29 protein-coding genes and 1 pseudogene are annotated in these 14,695 nt (G+C 50.9%); all 30 read right to left on the bottom strand.

Translation table 11 applies throughout. From position 1 onward, the window contains the following. Positions 1-238: pseudogene (locus tag IKE44_RS13600) on the bottom strand (DNA-directed RNA polymerase subunit alpha); the annotation flags it as partial. Positions 239-388: 150 nt separating this feature from the next. Next, positions 389-778: a 30S ribosomal protein S11 gene (gene rpsK / locus IKE44_RS13595; RefSeq protein WP_011229644.1), complete on the bottom strand. Its 390-nt coding sequence runs from the start codon at positions 776-778 to the stop codon at positions 389-391. Positions 779-803: 25 nt separating this feature from the next. Continuing rightward, positions 804-1,169, bottom strand: coding sequence for a 30S ribosomal protein S13 (gene rpsM / locus IKE44_RS13590; protein WP_008881920.1), 366 nt, complete (start codon positions 1,167-1,169; stop codon positions 804-806). Between the two features lie 21 nt (positions 1,170-1,190). Further along, on the bottom strand, positions 1,191-1,304 hold the full coding sequence (rpmJ, locus tag IKE44_RS13585) for a 50S ribosomal protein L36 (RefSeq protein WP_003247619.1): 114 nt from the start codon (positions 1,302-1,304) through the stop codon (positions 1,191-1,193). A 35-nt stretch (positions 1,305-1,339) separates the two neighbouring features. Next, complete coding sequence (infA, locus tag IKE44_RS13580; RefSeq protein ID WP_011229642.1) at positions 1,340-1,558, bottom strand: translation initiation factor IF-1; 219 nt, start codon at positions 1,556-1,558, stop codon at positions 1,340-1,342. Between the two features lie 209 nt (positions 1,559-1,767). Next, complete coding sequence (gene map / locus IKE44_RS13575) at positions 1,768-2,508, bottom strand: type I methionyl aminopeptidase (RefSeq protein ID WP_033008687.1); 741 nt, start codon at positions 2,506-2,508, stop codon at positions 1,768-1,770. Then, on the bottom strand, positions 2,505-3,158 hold the full coding sequence (locus IKE44_RS13570; protein WP_049624206.1) for an adenylate kinase: 654 nt from the start codon (positions 3,156-3,158) through the stop codon (positions 2,505-2,507). Before IKE44_RS13570 ends, map begins: the two co-directional genes overlap by 4 nt. A 43-nt stretch (positions 3,159-3,201) precedes the next feature. Continuing rightward, positions 3,202-4,494, bottom strand: coding sequence for a preprotein translocase subunit SecY (gene secY, locus IKE44_RS13565; protein WP_049624207.1), 1,293 nt, complete (start codon positions 4,492-4,494; stop codon positions 3,202-3,204). Further along, entirely contained in the window at positions 4,494-4,934 is a 441-nt protein-coding gene (gene rplO / locus IKE44_RS13560) for a 50S ribosomal protein L15 (RefSeq protein WP_011229638.1), read from the bottom strand. The genes secY and rplO overlap by 1 nt, the downstream gene beginning before the upstream one ends. A gap of 20 nt (positions 4,935-4,954) precedes the next feature. After that, the gene (gene rpmD / locus IKE44_RS13555; RefSeq protein ID WP_033008683.1) at positions 4,955-5,143 is read right to left on the bottom strand and encodes a 50S ribosomal protein L30; all 189 of its coding nucleotides are present in this window, start codon (positions 5,141-5,143) and stop codon (positions 4,955-4,957) included. Between the two features lie 13 nt (positions 5,144-5,156). Then, on the bottom strand, positions 5,157-5,657 hold the full coding sequence (rpsE, locus tag IKE44_RS13550; protein ID WP_033017242.1) for a 30S ribosomal protein S5: 501 nt from the start codon (positions 5,655-5,657) through the stop codon (positions 5,157-5,159). A 19-nt stretch (positions 5,658-5,676) separates the two neighbouring features. After that, positions 5,677-6,039, bottom strand: a complete 363-nt coding sequence (gene rplR, locus IKE44_RS13545; RefSeq protein WP_287466188.1) for a 50S ribosomal protein L18 — start codon at positions 6,037-6,039, stop codon at positions 5,677-5,679. Positions 6,040-6,072: 33 nt separating this feature from the next. After that, a complete protein-coding gene (rplF, locus tag IKE44_RS13540; RefSeq protein ID WP_011229634.1) occupies positions 6,073-6,609 on the bottom strand; it encodes a 50S ribosomal protein L6 in 537 nt (178 codons plus the stop codon). 32 nt (positions 6,610-6,641) lie between these two features. Then, positions 6,642-7,040 carry a 30S ribosomal protein S8 gene (gene rpsH / locus IKE44_RS13535; RefSeq protein WP_033008676.1) on the bottom strand — a complete coding sequence of 133 codons (399 nt, stop codon included), beginning with the start codon at positions 7,038-7,040 and terminating at the stop codon, positions 6,642-6,644. A 33-nt stretch (positions 7,041-7,073) separates the two neighbouring features. Then, complete coding sequence (locus IKE44_RS13530) at positions 7,074-7,259, bottom strand: type Z 30S ribosomal protein S14 (protein ID WP_003247599.1); 186 nt, start codon at positions 7,257-7,259, stop codon at positions 7,074-7,076. Positions 7,260-7,288: 29 nt separating this feature from the next. Beyond that, on the bottom strand, positions 7,289-7,828 hold the full coding sequence (rplE, locus tag IKE44_RS13525; protein WP_033008675.1) for a 50S ribosomal protein L5: 540 nt from the start codon (positions 7,826-7,828) through the stop codon (positions 7,289-7,291). Positions 7,829-7,855: 27 nt separating this feature from the next. Beyond that, complete coding sequence (gene rplX / locus IKE44_RS13520; RefSeq protein ID WP_011229631.1) at positions 7,856-8,167, bottom strand: 50S ribosomal protein L24; 312 nt, start codon at positions 8,165-8,167, stop codon at positions 7,856-7,858. A gap of 36 nt (positions 8,168-8,203) precedes the next feature. After that, positions 8,204-8,572 carry a 50S ribosomal protein L14 gene (gene rplN, locus IKE44_RS13515; protein ID WP_011229630.1) on the bottom strand — a complete coding sequence of 123 codons (369 nt, stop codon included), beginning with the start codon at positions 8,570-8,572 and terminating at the stop codon, positions 8,204-8,206. 48 nt (positions 8,573-8,620) lie between these two features. Beyond that, a complete protein-coding gene (gene rpsQ, locus IKE44_RS13510) occupies positions 8,621-8,884 on the bottom strand; it encodes a 30S ribosomal protein S17 (protein WP_033008672.1) in 264 nt (87 codons plus the stop codon). Positions 8,885-8,906: 22 nt separating this feature from the next. Next, positions 8,907-9,107 carry a 50S ribosomal protein L29 gene (gene rpmC / locus IKE44_RS13505; protein ID WP_011229628.1) on the bottom strand — a complete coding sequence of 67 codons (201 nt, stop codon included), beginning with the start codon at positions 9,105-9,107 and terminating at the stop codon, positions 8,907-8,909. Beyond that, positions 9,107-9,532: a 50S ribosomal protein L16 gene (gene rplP, locus IKE44_RS13500; RefSeq protein ID WP_011229627.1), complete on the bottom strand. Its 426-nt coding sequence runs from the start codon at positions 9,530-9,532 to the stop codon at positions 9,107-9,109. The genes rpmC and rplP overlap by 1 nt, the downstream gene beginning before the upstream one ends. A 2-nt stretch (positions 9,533-9,534) precedes the next feature. Further along, the gene (gene rpsC / locus IKE44_RS13495; RefSeq protein ID WP_064213724.1) at positions 9,535-10,191 is read right to left on the bottom strand and encodes a 30S ribosomal protein S3; all 657 of its coding nucleotides are present in this window, start codon (positions 10,189-10,191) and stop codon (positions 9,535-9,537) included. 3 nt (positions 10,192-10,194) lie between these two features. After that, positions 10,195-10,536, bottom strand: a complete 342-nt coding sequence (gene rplV, locus IKE44_RS13490; protein WP_033008668.1) for a 50S ribosomal protein L22 — start codon at positions 10,534-10,536, stop codon at positions 10,195-10,197. Between the two features lie 18 nt (positions 10,537-10,554). Further along, positions 10,555-10,833, bottom strand: coding sequence for a 30S ribosomal protein S19 (rpsS, locus tag IKE44_RS13485; RefSeq protein WP_003247570.1), 279 nt, complete (start codon positions 10,831-10,833; stop codon positions 10,555-10,557). 33 nt (positions 10,834-10,866) lie between these two features. Next, on the bottom strand, positions 10,867-11,697 hold the full coding sequence (gene rplB / locus IKE44_RS13480; RefSeq protein WP_011229623.1) for a 50S ribosomal protein L2: 831 nt from the start codon (positions 11,695-11,697) through the stop codon (positions 10,867-10,869). A 27-nt stretch (positions 11,698-11,724) separates the two neighbouring features. Then, positions 11,725-12,012 (bottom strand): 50S ribosomal protein L23, encoded by a 288-nt coding sequence (rplW, locus tag IKE44_RS13475; protein ID WP_033008663.1) that lies wholly within the window; start codon positions 12,010-12,012, stop codon positions 11,725-11,727. Then, positions 12,012-12,635, bottom strand: a complete 624-nt coding sequence (rplD, locus tag IKE44_RS13470; RefSeq protein ID WP_033008661.1) for a 50S ribosomal protein L4 — start codon at positions 12,633-12,635, stop codon at positions 12,012-12,014. Before rplD ends, rplW begins: the two co-directional genes overlap by 1 nt. A gap of 29 nt (positions 12,636-12,664) precedes the next feature. After that, entirely contained in the window at positions 12,665-13,306 is a 642-nt protein-coding gene (gene rplC, locus IKE44_RS13465; RefSeq protein ID WP_033008659.1) for a 50S ribosomal protein L3, read from the bottom strand. A gap of 20 nt (positions 13,307-13,326) precedes the next feature. Continuing rightward, on the bottom strand, positions 13,327-13,635 hold the full coding sequence (gene rpsJ, locus IKE44_RS13460; protein WP_008881945.1) for a 30S ribosomal protein S10: 309 nt from the start codon (positions 13,633-13,635) through the stop codon (positions 13,327-13,329). A gap of 350 nt (positions 13,636-13,985) precedes the next feature. Then, a partial coding sequence (locus tag IKE44_RS13455) for an EF-Tu C-terminal domain-related protein (protein WP_287466179.1) occupies positions 13,986-14,695 on the bottom strand: 710 nt, incomplete at its 5' end.

Here is a 14,695-nt window from a genome sequence, read left to right as displayed (position 1 = left end):
AGATGATGGCTGTCACATCCTCGACGACGCCGTCAATCGTTGAAAACTCGTGCAGTACACCGTCGATTTGCACCGATGTCACAGCCGCACCAGGGAGTGAAGACAATAGGATACGACGTAAGGAGTTCCCTAAAGTTGTACCATATCCACACTCAAGCGGTTCGACGACGAATTTGCCGTATTTGGCATCTTCGCTCAGTTCGACCGTTTCAATTTTCGGCTTTTCAATTTCAATCATCGATTATTATACCCTCCTTCAAAACGTCGAGACCCCGACCAAACGGTACACGCCTAACAACATTCCCCCATGAATCTCTCTTTACGCTTGCCTGCCATGGTCTTTATCATATCCCATTATTGACAATGGTTCAAATTCTATACAGGGGCGTTACACGCGGCGACGTTTTGGCGGACGGCATCCATTGTGCGGGATTGGAGTGACGTCTTTGATCGCCGTAATTTCCAATCCGGCTGCCTGCAACGCCCGGATCGCTGCCTCACGGCCAGCCCCCGGACCTTTGACGTTCACTTCGACCGTTTTCATGCCGTGTTCCATCGACGCTTTCGCTGCCGCTTCGGCTGCCATTTGCGCCGCAAACGGCGTCGATTTACGCGAGCCTTTGAATCCGAGCGAACCGGCGCTCGCCCAGGCGATGGCGTTGCCATGAACGTCCGTAATCGTCACGATCGTGTTGTTGAAAGTCGAACGGATATGAGCGATGCCAGTGTCAATATTTTTTCTCACCCGGCGTTTGCGAGTGTTTGTTCTGCGTGCCATTCGTCAAATGACCTCCTTTGCGTGATTATTTTTTCTTATTCGCTACCGTACGGCGCGGACCTTTGCGCGTGCGGGCATTGTTTTTCGTGTTTTGGCCGCGAACCGGCAATCCGCGGCGATGGCGGAGTCCGCGATAGCAACCGATTTCCATCAGCCGTTTAATGTTTAACGATACTTCGCGGCGCAAATCCCCTTCCACTTTTAAGCGGCCAACGATTTCGCGAATGCGGCCAAGCTCTTCTTCCGTTAAGTCACGGACGCGCGTGTCTTCCGATACTCCTGCTTCTTTTAAGATTTTTTGCGCCGTTGGTTTGCCGATCCCGTAAATGTATGTCAACGAAATGACTACGCGCTTGTCGCGCGGAATGTCAACACCTGCAATACGTGCCATCGTAGTACACCTCCTTGGAAATTACCCTTGACGTTGTTTGTGTTTTGGGTTTTCACAAATGACCATGACTTTTCCGCGTCTGCGAATAACTTTGCATTTTTCGCAAATCGGTTTGACAGATGGTCTCACTTTCATGTTGTTTACCTCCTTATTAAACGGAGTGCAATCTTTTATTTATACCGATACGTGATTCGTCCACGCGTCAAATCATAGGGCGACAATTCCACCGTCACTCGGTCGCCGGGCAAAATGCGGATGAAGTGCATGCGGATTTTGCCGGACACATGGGCCAATACCGTATGCCCATTTTCTAATTCTACACGAAACATCGCATTTGGCAATGTTTCAATGACGGTGCCTTCTACTTCAATGACATCGTCTTTTGCCATCGAGCGGCTCCCCCTCCTTCGAATGAGTAACATTGTGTTACGCAAAACCGGACGGACATAAGGCGGCGCAATTGTCCACGGTGAACGGGAAGGTCGGTAAGCGGCCGCCTTGATCGCGGAATCGACAAAATAGCTTTAGACAACTGCAAACGTTGAAAACGGTTCGCCGATCTGCCCGAGCGCCTTGAGGCGGCTCTGCCTCGATCCGTTCACGTTAAAATTTCATAGCCATTTTCCGTAATCACAATCGTATGTTCGAAATGGGCACACCGTTTTCCGTCCGCCGTCACGACGGTCCAGTCATCAGCCAACGTTTTGACATGGCGGCTGCCCGCATTGACCATCGGTTCGATGCATAGCGTCATCCCCGGACGCAAAATCGGCCCTTTATTCGGCGGCCCATAATGTGGGACTTGCGGGTCTTCATGTAAGTGTTGACCAATTCCATGCCCCACATACTCGCGAACGACGGAAAAATGGTGCGCTTCAACATACGTTTGAATCGCATGAGAAATGTTCGTCAAACGAGCGCCTGGCTTCGCCTCGGCGAGTCCGACATACAACGATTGTTCTGTTACGTCGAGCAGCCGCTTCGTCTCCGCATCGATCTCCCCAACGGGATACGTCCAGGCGGAGTCGGCGTGATACCCTTCATACTGGGCGCCCACATCGATCGTAATAATGTCGCCCTCGCATAACACACGGTCGCCGGGAATGCCGTGCACAAGCTCCTCATTGACTGAAGCGCAAATGCTTCCCGGGAACCCTTGGTATCCTTTAAACGATGGAACGGCGCCATGGGAACGAATCACTTCCTCCGCGATGGCATCCAGTTCCTTTGTCGTGACCCCGGGGCGAATATGGTTTTTCAACTCTTCCAACGTAGCGGAAACAATTTTTCCAGCCTCGCGCATGAGGGTGATTTCGTGCGCGGTTTTGCAAATGATCATCGAGCAAGTCCCCCGAGCAATTCACGAATATCGGCAAACACCTTTTCCATGTCCTGTTCGCCGTTAATGTTGCGCAAATAGCCTTTTTGTTCGTAAAAGTCAACGAGCGGCTTCATTTGTTTCATATTCACTTCGAGCCGGTTCGCCACTGTCGCTTCGTTATCATCGGCGCGCTGGTACAATTCCCCCCCGCACTTATCGCAAACACCCGGTTTCGCCGGCGGATGAAAAACAAGATGGTACGTCGCTCCGCAGTTGCGGCAAATCCGTCTGCCGGTCAAGCGCTCCATTAAAACGTCTTGGCGGACATCGATATGGATGACATAGTCAAGTTTGCGGCCAATGTCGGCCAACATCGTTTCCAGCGCCTCCGCTTGAGCGACCGTGCGCGGGAATCCATCGAGCAAAAAACCGTTTTGGCAATCGTCTTTGCTCAGCCGTTCACGGACAATGCCGATCGTCACTTCATCCGGAACAAGGTCGCCGCGGTCCATATATTGCTTCGCTTGAAGCCCTAGCGGCGTTCCTTCCTTCATCGCCGCCCGAAACATATCGCCCGTTGAAATGTGCGGAATACCGTAAGCCGCTACGATTTTCTCGGCCTGCGTGCCTTTGCCGGCACCCGGCAGCCCCATCAGCACTAAATTCATCCTAACTCCCCCTATCGGCAAGGGACGCCCGCTCTTGCCTTCTTTATTTGATGAATCCACGGTAATGGCGTTTCACCAGCTGGCTCTCAAGCTGTTTCATTGTCTCCAGCGCCACGCCGACGACAATGAGCAAGCTCGTACCGCCAATTTTCGCAGAAGGTGGCAAGTTCGCAACGTTCACGAAGAACACCGGCAGCACGGCAATGACCGCTAAAAAGACAGAGCCGACGAGCGTCAGCCGGTACAAAATTCTCGTTACATACTCTTGTGTATTCTTTCCAGGACGGATGCCTGGAATGTAGCCGCCTTGCTTCTTCAAATTCTCCGCCATTTGCTCCGGGTTGACTTGGACGAACGCATAAAAGTACGTAAACGCGATAATAAGCACGACGTAAATCGTCATGCCAATCGGATGGGTATAATCAAACGTTCGGCGAATCCACAATGTTACATCATTCGTGCCAAAAAACGATGCAATGGTCGGTGGTGCAATCAAAAACGATACAGCAAAAATGACCGGAATGACTCCCGCTGGGTTCACTTTGAGCGGCAAATGAGTCGAGTGGCCGCCCACCGAGCTTCGGCCCTCAAGCCGCTTTGCGTATTGAATCGGAATTTTCCGGAACGCCTGCTGGATGTAAATGACACCAACAATGACGGCAACGATCGCCAACGCCACAAGCAGGAGCCGGACGATGCGCAAAAACACATCTTCCCCGACATTTTCAAACTGTTGGGCGTAAATTTGGTTCAAGACCGTCGGAATGCCTGAGACAATCCCGGCGAAAATAATGATCGAAATGCCATTGCCCACGCCTTTCGCGGTGATCTGTTCGCCGAGCCACATTAAAAATGCGGTGCCGGCGGTCAAGACAACCGCGATCAACAAATACGTGCCGATGCCCGGATTTCGAATGAGCATCCCGCCGGCTAAATTGTTGAAGCCGTACGACATGCCAAGCGCTTGGATAAACCCGAGTACGACCGTGAAATAGCGGGTAAACTGAGCTAATTTACGCCGGCCAACCTCGCCTTGCTTCGACCACTCCGTAAATTTGGGAACAACGTCCATTTGCAGCAGCTGGACGATAATCGACGCGGTGATGTAGGGCATAACCCCCATGGCAAAAATTGAAAAATTTTGCAGCGCCCCGCCGCCAAAAATGTTCAGGACGCCGAACGAATTTAATTCATCTTGCAGCTTGAGCACATCGGTGTTCACGCTCGGAACCGGGATGAACGTTCCGATGCGGAACACGATCAGCATAAGAAGAGTGAAAATGATTTTGTTTCGAATATCACTGACGCGCATAAAGTTGGAGATTGTCCGAAACATTAAATCACCTCAGTTTTACCGCCAGCCGCTTCAATGGCCTCTTTCGCCGATGCTGAGAATTTATGTGCTTTGACCGTCAGTTTTTTCTCGATTTGGCCTTTGCCTAAAATTTTCACACCCGATTTCAACTTGCTAATAACGCCCGTTTCAAGGAGCAATTCCGGCGTTACTTCCGTTCCGTCTTCAAAACGGTTCAGTTTTTCCAAGTTCACAACTGCATATTCTTTCCGGTTGATGTTCGTGAAGCCGCGCTTCGGCAAACGGCGGAACAACGGTGTTTGACCGCCCTCAAAACCGAGGCGAACCCCCCCACCCGAGCGGGCATTTTGACCTTTTTGACCACGTCCGGACGTTTTGCCGTTGCCTGACCCGATCCCGCGGCCGACACGAACCGCTTTCTTCCGGGAACCCGGCGCTGGTTGCAATTCATGAAGTTTCATGGCGAAGCACCTCCTTACGATTATTCCTCAATTTCTTTCACTTTGACCAGATGAGCGACTTTGTTGATCATCCCGCGGATGGCAGGATTGTCGTTATGGACGACCGTTTGATGCATTTTCCGCAAGCCGAGCGTTCTGACGGTAATGCGCTGATCTTCCGGACGGCCAATCACGCTGCGCGTGAGGGTAATCGCCAGTTTTTTTGCCATGATCGTTCCCTCCTTATCCTAACAGTTCCTCGACTGTTTTGCCGCGCAATTTTGCTACGTCTTCGGCGCGTTTTAATTGTTTCAACCCATCGAACGTGGCGCGCACCATGTTGATTGGTGTGTTCGAGCCGATTGATTTTGACAAAATGTCGCTGATGCCCGCCAGCTCTAATACGGCACGGGCCGGACCGCCGGCGATAACCCCGGTACCTTCAGAGGCCGGTTTTAAAATGATTTCCCCAGCGCCGAAGTGGCCGATGACTTCATGCGGAATCGTTGTGCCGACGATCGGCACTTCAATTAAGTTTTTCTTCGCATCTTCAATGGCTTTGCGGATCGCTTCCGGAACTTCTTGCGCTTTCCCGGTGCCAAATCCGACGTGGCCGTTTTTATCGCCGACGACGACGAGAGCTGAAAAGCGCAGGCGACGTCCGCCTTTCACGACTTTTGCTACACGGTTGACCGCGACTACACGCTCTTCGAGTTCGAGTTTATTTGGATTGATACGACGCATCGTTGTCCCTCCTTTGTAATTAGAATTCCAGACCGGCTTCGCGGGCGGCATCCGCTAGTGCTTTCACCCGGCCATGGTACGAATATCCGCCGCGATCGAAGACGACTTGTTTGATGCCTTTTTCCAACGCCCGTTTGGCGACAAGTTCGCCGACTTTTTTCGCCGCCTCAATGTTGTTCGTCGAATCTAAGCCGAACTCTTTATCCAATGTCGACGCGCTGACAATCGTTGCTGATTTTGTATCATCAATAATTTGTGCATAAATATGTTTGTTTGAACGGAACACGCTCAACCGCGGACGTTCAGTCGTGCCGAAGATTTTTTTCCGGATGCGCGCGTGTCTTTTTTTGCGGACCGCGTTTCGGTCAACTTTTGTAATCATCGAGTGTCACTCCTTTCGCTTCGCTATGCCGCGTTATTTACCAGTTTTGCCTTCCTTCAGGCGCACCAATTCGCCTTCGTAGCGAATGCCTTTGCCTTTATACGGCTCCGGCGGGCGTACAGCACGAATGTTGGCTGCCAATTCGCCGACGCGTTGTTTGTCTGCCCCTTTGACGATAATTTTCGTTTGGGACGGAACTTCGATTTCGAGCCCTTCCTCTGGCTCAATTTCTACCGGATGGGAGTAACCGACGCTCAACACAAGCTTTTTCCCTTGTTTGGACGCCCGGTACCCGACACCAACGAGTTCGAGCGCTTTTTCATACCCTTTCGAAACGCCTTCGACCATGTTGGCGAGCAAGCTGCGCGTCGTGCCGTGGAGCGCGCGGTGATGTTTTTCATCGCTTGGGCGCGTAACGGTGATCACATTGCCCTCAACGGTGATCGTCATATCCGGATGGAACGTGCGGGTTAATTCCCCTTTCGGCCCTTTGACCGTAACGGTATTGCCGTTCACAGTAACGGTGACACCGGCAGGAATTTCAATTGGTTTTTTGCCGACACGTGACATGTCAAACACACCTCCATTCTTGAGCAAATAAATTACCAAACGTAGGCGATTACTTCGCCGCCCGTGCCTTTTTGCCGTGCTTCTTTGTCCGTTAAGACGCCTTGCGATGTCGAAAGAATCGCGATGCCTAAGCCGTTTAAGACGCGCGGCACTTCATGAGCCTTGACGTATACGCGCAAACCGGGTTTGCTGATGCGTTTCAGCCCTGTAATGACGCGTTCATTGTTCGGGCCGTACTTCAAGAAGATGCGGAGAATGCCTTGTTTGTTGTCTTCGATATATTCATAATCACGAATAAACCCTTCGCGCTTTAAAATTTCGGCGATTTCCCGCTTGATTTTCGAAGCCGGGACTTCGAGTTTTTCGTGACGAACCATATTCGCATTCCGAATGCGGGTCAGCATATCAGCAATTGGATCTGTCATCACCATTTTGTTTTACCTCCTTCCCAATCAATGGGTTGATTACCAGCTGGCTTTTTTGATGCCAGGAAGTTGACCTTTATATGCGAGTTCACGGAAACAAATACGGCAAAGTTTAAACTTGCGGTAAACCGAATGCGGGCGGCCGCAGCGCTCGCAGCGGGTATACGCTCTTACTTTAAACTTCGGCGTCCGTTTTTGTTTCGCGATCATCGATTTTTTAGCCACGATTTCGCCTCCCTTTCCTTATGGGATCATTATTTTTGGAATGGCATGCCCAGCAACGCCAGCAGTTCACGCGCTTCTTCGTCCGTGTTGGCCGTTGTGACGATCACGATATCCATGCCGCGCACTTTGTTCACTTTATCGTAGTCAATCTCCGGGAAAATGAGCTGCTCTTTAATGCCGAGCGTATAGTTGCCGCGGCCATCGAACGCTTTTTTCGATACCCCGCGGAAGTCGCGCACGCGCGGGAGCGAGACCGAGATCAACTTATCAAGAAATTCATACATCCGTTCACCGCGCAACGTTACTTTTGCACCGATCGGCATCCCTTGGCGGAGACGGAAGCCCGCAATCGATTTTTTCGCGCGCGTCACAACCGGACGCTGGCCGGCGATCAACGTCAGCTCTTCAACGGCGCTGTCTAATGCTTTCGGGTTTTGCACCGCGTCGCCGACACCCATGTTGATGACGATTTTTTCGATTTTCGGCACTTGCATGATCGATTTATAGTTGAACTTGCTCATCAGAGCAGGAACGACTTCTTTTACATACTTCTCTTTTAGGCGGTTCATAAAGGTACCTCCTTTCCTGCGTCACGATTATTTATCTAAAATCTCTCCGGATTTTTTCGCGTAGCGCACTTTTTTACCGTCGACAATTTTGTAGCCGATGCGCGTCGGTTCGCCTGTTTTCGGATCTAACGGCATCACTTTCGACACATGGATCGGCGCCTCTTTTTCGATGATGCCGCCTTGCGGATTCGCTTGCGACGGTTTCGCATGCTTTTTCACAATGTTGACGCCCTCAACGATGACGCGGTTTTTCTTCGGAAACGCCGCCAGGATGACGCCTTGTTTGCCTTTGTCTTTACCGGAGATTACTTGCACTTTGTCACCTTTTTTTACATGCATCGCATTCGCACCTCCTTGAAACGTGCTTCCGTCCCATTAGATAACTTCCGGGGCTAACGAAATGATTTTCATGAAATCTTTGTCGCGCAGTTCGCGGGCAACCGGCCCAAAAATACGCGTGCCGCGCGGGCTTTTGTCATCACGGATGATGACGCAGGCGTTCTCGTCAAAACGGATATATGAACCGTCCGGACGGCGCACCCCGCGTTTTGTGCGGACGACCACCGCTTTTACGACTTGACCTTTTTTAACAACGCCACCTGGCGTCGCATCTTTAACCGTAGCGACAACAACATCGCCGATGTTCGCATAGCGGCGGCCCGAGCCTCCGAGCACTTTAATGACAAGCACTTCGCGTGCGCCAGAGTTATCAGCTACTTTTAAGCGAGATTCTTGTTGAATCATCGACGAAACCTCCTTTCGGACTTATCTCCCCGAACTGGAATGAAATGATTACAGAACAACTGCTTTTTCAACGATCTCGACGAGGCGGAATCGTTTCGTTGCCGACAGCGGGCGAGTTTCCATGATTTTGACGATGTCGCCCACTTTCGCTTCGTTATGTTCGTCATGCGCTTTATATTTTTTCGAATATTTCACGCGCTTGCCGTATAACGGATGTTTTTTGTACGTTTCAACCAAAACGGTAATCGTTTTGTCCATTTTGTCTGATACGACCCGTCCGACGTACACTTTTCGTTGATTGCGTTCGCTCATTCCGCAAACCTCCTCTCAAACATTATTTATTGGCAGCGAGCTCACGTTCACGAATGATCGTTTTCATACGGGCGATGTCTTTGCGCACTTGGCGGATGCGCGCCGTGTTTTCGAGTTGGCCCGTCGCCAGCTGGAAGCGAAGGTTGAACAACTCTTCCTTCAACGCTTTAATTTTTTGTTCGATTTCGGCAGTGGTTAACTCACGGATTTCTTTCGCTTTCATTACGCCTCACCACCAGTTTCTTCACGTTTTACGAATTTGCATTTGATCGGAAGTTTGTGAGAAGCCAAACGCAACGCTTCACGTGCCACTTCCTCGGAAACACCGCCCACTTCAAACATCACTTTGCCTGGTTTGACAACGGCAACCCAGCCTTCCGGAGCCCCTTTACCGGAACCCATCCGCACTTCAAGCGGTTTCGCTGTGTATGGCTTCGAAGGGAAAATGCGAATCCATACTTTTCCGCCCCGTCTCATGTAGCGGGTCATTGCCCGACGGGCGGCCTCAATTTGCCGGTTCGTAATCCAAGCCGATTCCAGCGCTTGCAGGCCGAATTCACCAAAATGAACTTCCGTACCGCCTTTGGCGCGGCCTTTCATCCGTCCGCGATGTTCACGGCGATATTTGACGCGTTTTGGCATTAACATGATTATTTTCCTCCTTCCTCAGCTTTTTTCTTTGTCGGAAGGACTTCCCCACGGTAAATCCATACTTTCACGCCGATTTTTCCGTACGTCGTATCGGCTTCTGCCGTCGCATAGTCAATGTCAGCGCGCAGCGTATGGAGTGGAACCGTCCCTTCGCTGTAATGTTCCGAACGTGCAATCTCTGCACCGCCTAAGCGGCCGGACACCATCGTTTTGATCCCTTTCGCCCCGGCGCGCATCGCCCGTTGAATCGCTTGTTTTTGCGCCCGGCGGAACGATACGCGGTTTTCAAGCTGGCGGGCAATATTTTTCGCAACAAGTTTCGCATCCAAATCCGGTTTTTTGATTTCAACGATGTTGATGTGAACGCGTTTGCCGGTCAATTGCGTGAGCGCTTTGCGGAGCGCTTCCACTTCCGAACCGCCTTTCCCGATGACCATGCCCGGTTTCGCCGTATGGATCGTCACGTTGACGCGGTTGGCGGCGCGTTCAATCTCTACGCGGGAAACGGCTGCGTCCTGCAAACGTTTGTTGATGTATTCACGGATTTTTAAGTCCTCATGCACGAGGTCTGCATAGTCTTTTTCCGCATACCATCTCGATTCCCAGTCACGAATGATGCCGATGCGCAGACCGATCGGATTGACCTTTTGACCCACGGATTATCCCTCCTTCTTTTCTGACACGACGATTGTAATATGGCTTGTGCGTTTATTAATGGCGCTTGCCCGGCCCATCGCACGCGGACGGAAACGTTTCAACGTTGGACCTTCATCAACGTACGCTTGGGAAATGACCAAGTTGTTGACGTCCATGTCATAGTTGTGTTCAGCGTTGGCAACAGCCGATTTCAACACTTTTTCAATGATCGGGGAAGCCGCTTTTGGCGTGTGGCGCAAAATCGCGAATGCTTCGCCCACTTCCTTCCCACGGATCAAGTCAATGACTAAGCGCGCTTTACGAGGAGCGATGCGAACGGTTCTCGCAACAGCTTTAGCTTGCATATCCAGAACCTCCTCTCATTACCGTTTTGTTTTCTTGTCATCGCCAGCATGGCCGCGGAACGTGCGCGTCGGCGCAAATTCACCCAATTTGTGCCCGACCATGTCTTCTGTGATGTATACCGGTACATGTTTGCGGCCGTCATATACGGCGATCGTATGGCCGACAAACTGCGGGAAGATCGTCGAACGGCGAGACCATGTTTTGATCACTTGTTTTTGCCCAGTTTCATTGAGCTTTTCGATTTTTTTCATCAAATGTTCATCGCAAAACGGACCTTTTTTCAAGCTGCGACCCATAAGTGAACCTCCCTTCTGAATTGCGCTCGTTCATTATTTCTTACGGCGGCGAATGATGAATTTATCCGATTTGTTTTTCTTTTTGCGCGTTTTGTATCCGAGCGTCGGTTTGCCCCACGGCGTCATCGGCGACTTGCGTCCGATCGGTGCTTTCCCTTCACCACCGCCGTGCGGATGATCAACTGGGTTCATAACCGAACCTCGAACAGTCGGACGGATGCCTAACCAGCGAGCGCGCCCTGCTTTCCCGATGTTGACAAGTTCATGTTGCTCGTTGCCGACTTCACCGACAGTAGCGCGGCATTTGCCCAAAATCATGCGCACTTCGCCCGAAGCGAGGCGAACGATGACATATTTGCCTTCTTTCCCGAGCACTTGCGCCGACGTTCCGGCTGCACGCACCAATTGCCCGCCGCGGCCCGGCTTCAATTCGATGTTGTGGACAAGCGTACCGACCGGGATGTTTTCAAGCGGCAATGCATTCCCGATTTTAATGTCCGCATCCGGACCCGACATGATTTCCATGCCGACTTTTAAGTTTTTCGGCGCGATGATGTACCGTTTTTCACCGTCTGCATAGTTGATGAGCGCGATGTTCGCCGAGCGGTTCGGATCGTACTCAATCGTAGCAACGCGTCCTGGAATTCCATCTTTGTCACGCTTAAAGTCGATGATCCGGTATTGACGCTTATGACCCCCGCCTTGATGGCGAACGGTAATTTTCCCTTGGTTGTTGCGGCCTGCTTTTTTCTTTAATGGAGCAAGCAGCGATTTTTCCGGCTGGTCTGTCGTGATCTCCGAGAAATCAAGCACCGTCATGCCGCGACGGCCGTTCGATGTCGGTTTGTATTTTTTAATCGCCATCGGAATGTCCCTCCTTCGCTTTTAGTCTTACACTTCAAACAGTTCGATTTCTTTGCTGTCTGGCGTCAGCGTAACGATCGCTTTGCGGCGGCGGTTCGTATAGCCGCTGTAGCGGCCGACGCGTTTAAATTTCCCTTTATAGTTCATGATGTTGACTTTCTCGACTTTGACGCCAAAAATTTTCTCGACCGCGTCTTTCACTTCCGTTTTGTTCGCTTTGACGTCGACCTCAAACGTATATTTCTTTTGCCCGATCAAATTCATTGTGTTTTCCGTGATGATGGGGCGCTTAATAATGTCGCGAGGGTCTTTCATTATGCAAGCACCTCCTCTACTTTCTCCACGGCCGCCTTCGTAATGACGAGCTTATCGTGGTTTAACACGTCAAGCACGTTGATGCCGTTGGCTGGAACGACTTTGACGCCCGGGATGTTGCGCGCCGACAAATATACATTCTCATTGAGTTCGTCGGTCACAATGAGTGCTTTCCGATCCACCGAGAGATTGTTTAAAATTTTGACCATTTCCTTCGTCTTCGGTGCTTCAAGCGACAATTGGTCCAGTACCACGATGTCGTTTTCGAGCACTTTTGAAGACAATGCCGATTTGATCGCTAAACGACGGACTTTTTTCGGCAATTTGTAGCTGTAGCTGCGCGGAACCGGACCAAAGACCGTGCCGCCGCCGCGCCATTGCGGAGCGCGAATCGAACCTTGGCGGGCGCGTCCTGTCCCTTTTTGACGCCACGGTTTGCGGCCGCCGCCGCTCACTTCCGCGCGGTTTTTCGTTTTGTGCGTTCCTTGGCGCATCGAGGCGCGCTGCATAATGACAGCTTCGAACAATACGTGTTTATTCGGTTCAATCCCAAAAACGGCATCGTTCAGCTCGATTTCTCCGACTGTCTGCCCGTTTTGGTTATATAATGCTACTTTTGGCATTACGTAGTTCCTCCTTTCTCGGCCAAATGTTATTTCGCCTTCGCTTTCGCTTTAACGGCGCTTTTTACGATCACTAATCCTTTTCTCGGGCCCGGTACGTTCCCTTTGATGAGCAACAAGTTGCGTTCCGGATCGACCTTGACAATTTTCAAGTTTTGAATCGTCACACGCTCGCCGCCCATGCGTCCCGGCAAGTTTTTCGTTTTGAATACGCGGTTTGGCGCGATGGCACCCATCGAACCCGGGCGACGATGATAGCGAGAACCGTGAGCCATTGGCCCGCGCGACTGGCCGTGGCGCTTAATGGCCCCTTGGAACCCTTTCCCTTTGGAAATGCCTGTGACATCGACGATGTCGCCTTCGCTGAAAATGTCTACTTTTACTTCTTGGCCAACTTCATACTCATTGATGTTGGCGCCGCGAATTTCACGAATGAAGCGCTTAGGTGCCGTGTTTGCTTTGGCAGCATGGCCAATTTGCGGTTTGTTGGCGCGTTTTTCGCTAATATCTTCAAACCCTAATTGGATCGCTTCATAACCGTCGTTTTCGATCGTTTTCTTTTGCAACACGACGTTTGGCGTTGCATGGATGACAGTAACCGGAATCAAATCGCCATTTTCCGCAAATATTTGCGTCATACCGATTTTTCTGCCTAAGATTCCCTTCGTCATTCGTCACACCTCCTAATCGATTAAAGTTTAATTTCAATATCAACGCCCGACGGCAAATCCAGCCGCATCAACGAATCAACCGTTTGCGGAGTCGGATTGATAATGTCAATTAAACGTTTGTGTGTCCGCATTTCGAATTGTTCACGAGAGTCTTTGTACTTGTGAACGGCACGCAAAATCGTATAGACCGTTCTTTCCGTCGGCAGCGGGATCGGCCCCGACACTTTCGCCCCAGAACGTTTTGCCGTTTCGACGATTTTCTCTGCCGATTGATCTAAAATTCGATGATCATAAGCCTTTAAACGAATACGGATTTTTTCTTTTGCCATTTTGGTTTCCCTCCTTCTTCGCCTATTTTGAAAATAGACTTCTCCATGGAAATTTCCTGCACACCGCCGTGGCAAAGCGGCCGGGTGTGTCAGCAACCTTCCACTTCATCGCAGTCAAAGACCAACATTTGATATTATACTCGTATGTAAGCGAGATTGCAAGTGATTTCTTCGCTTTTCCCACACTTCCTCATTATACATAGCGGCCGCCTCATTTTCAACAAGACACCCAAACGGTGAAGTTTGGCAAAGCCGCGTCAAAGATTGAAAGAACGGTGATGAATAGGATTCTCTGGCAGCCAGGATAAAGAAAAAAGGATGTCCAATCGTTGGACATCCTTTTTTCTTGATTACTCGATGATTTCCGATACGGAACCAGCGCCAACTGTACGGCCGCCTTCACGGATCGAGAATTTCGTTCCTTCCTCGATCGCGATCGGTGCGATCAGCTCAACCGTCATCTCAACGTTGTCGCCAGGCATAACCATTTCAACGCCTTCCGGAAGCGTGATGATGCCTGTTACGTCCGTTGTGCGGAAGTAGAATTGCGGACGATAGTTCGAGAAGAACGGAGTATGGCGTCCGCCTTCCTCTTTCGTCAGAACGTAAACTTGTGCTTTAAATTTCGTATGCGGCGTGATTGAGCCCGGTTTTGCCAATACTTGGCCGCGCTCAACTTCGTCGCGCGATACACCGCGGAGAAGCGCACCGATGTTGTCTCCAGCTTCTGCTTGGTCAAGAAGTTTACGGAACATTTCAACACCCGTAACCGTCGTGGCTTTCGGCTCGTCAGAAAGACCGATGATTTCAACCGGGTCACCGACTTTGAGCGTACCGCGCTCAACACGGCCCGTCGCAACCGTACCACGGCCTGTGATCGAGAAAACGTCCTCAATCGGCATCATGAACGGTTTGTCAACTTCACGTTGCGGAGTCGGGATGTACTCATCAACCGCGTTCATCAATTCAATGATTTTTTCTTCCCATTTCGGATCGCCTTCGAGCGCTTTTAATGCCGAACCTTTGATAACCGGCACTTCATCGCCCGGGAAGTCGTATT

This window comes from Geobacillus sp., assembly GCF_017515625.1.
GTDB lineage: Bacteria > Bacillota > Bacilli > Bacillales > Anoxybacillaceae > Geobacillus > Geobacillus stearothermophilus.
This window is presented reverse-complemented; position numbering and strand designations above follow the sequence as displayed.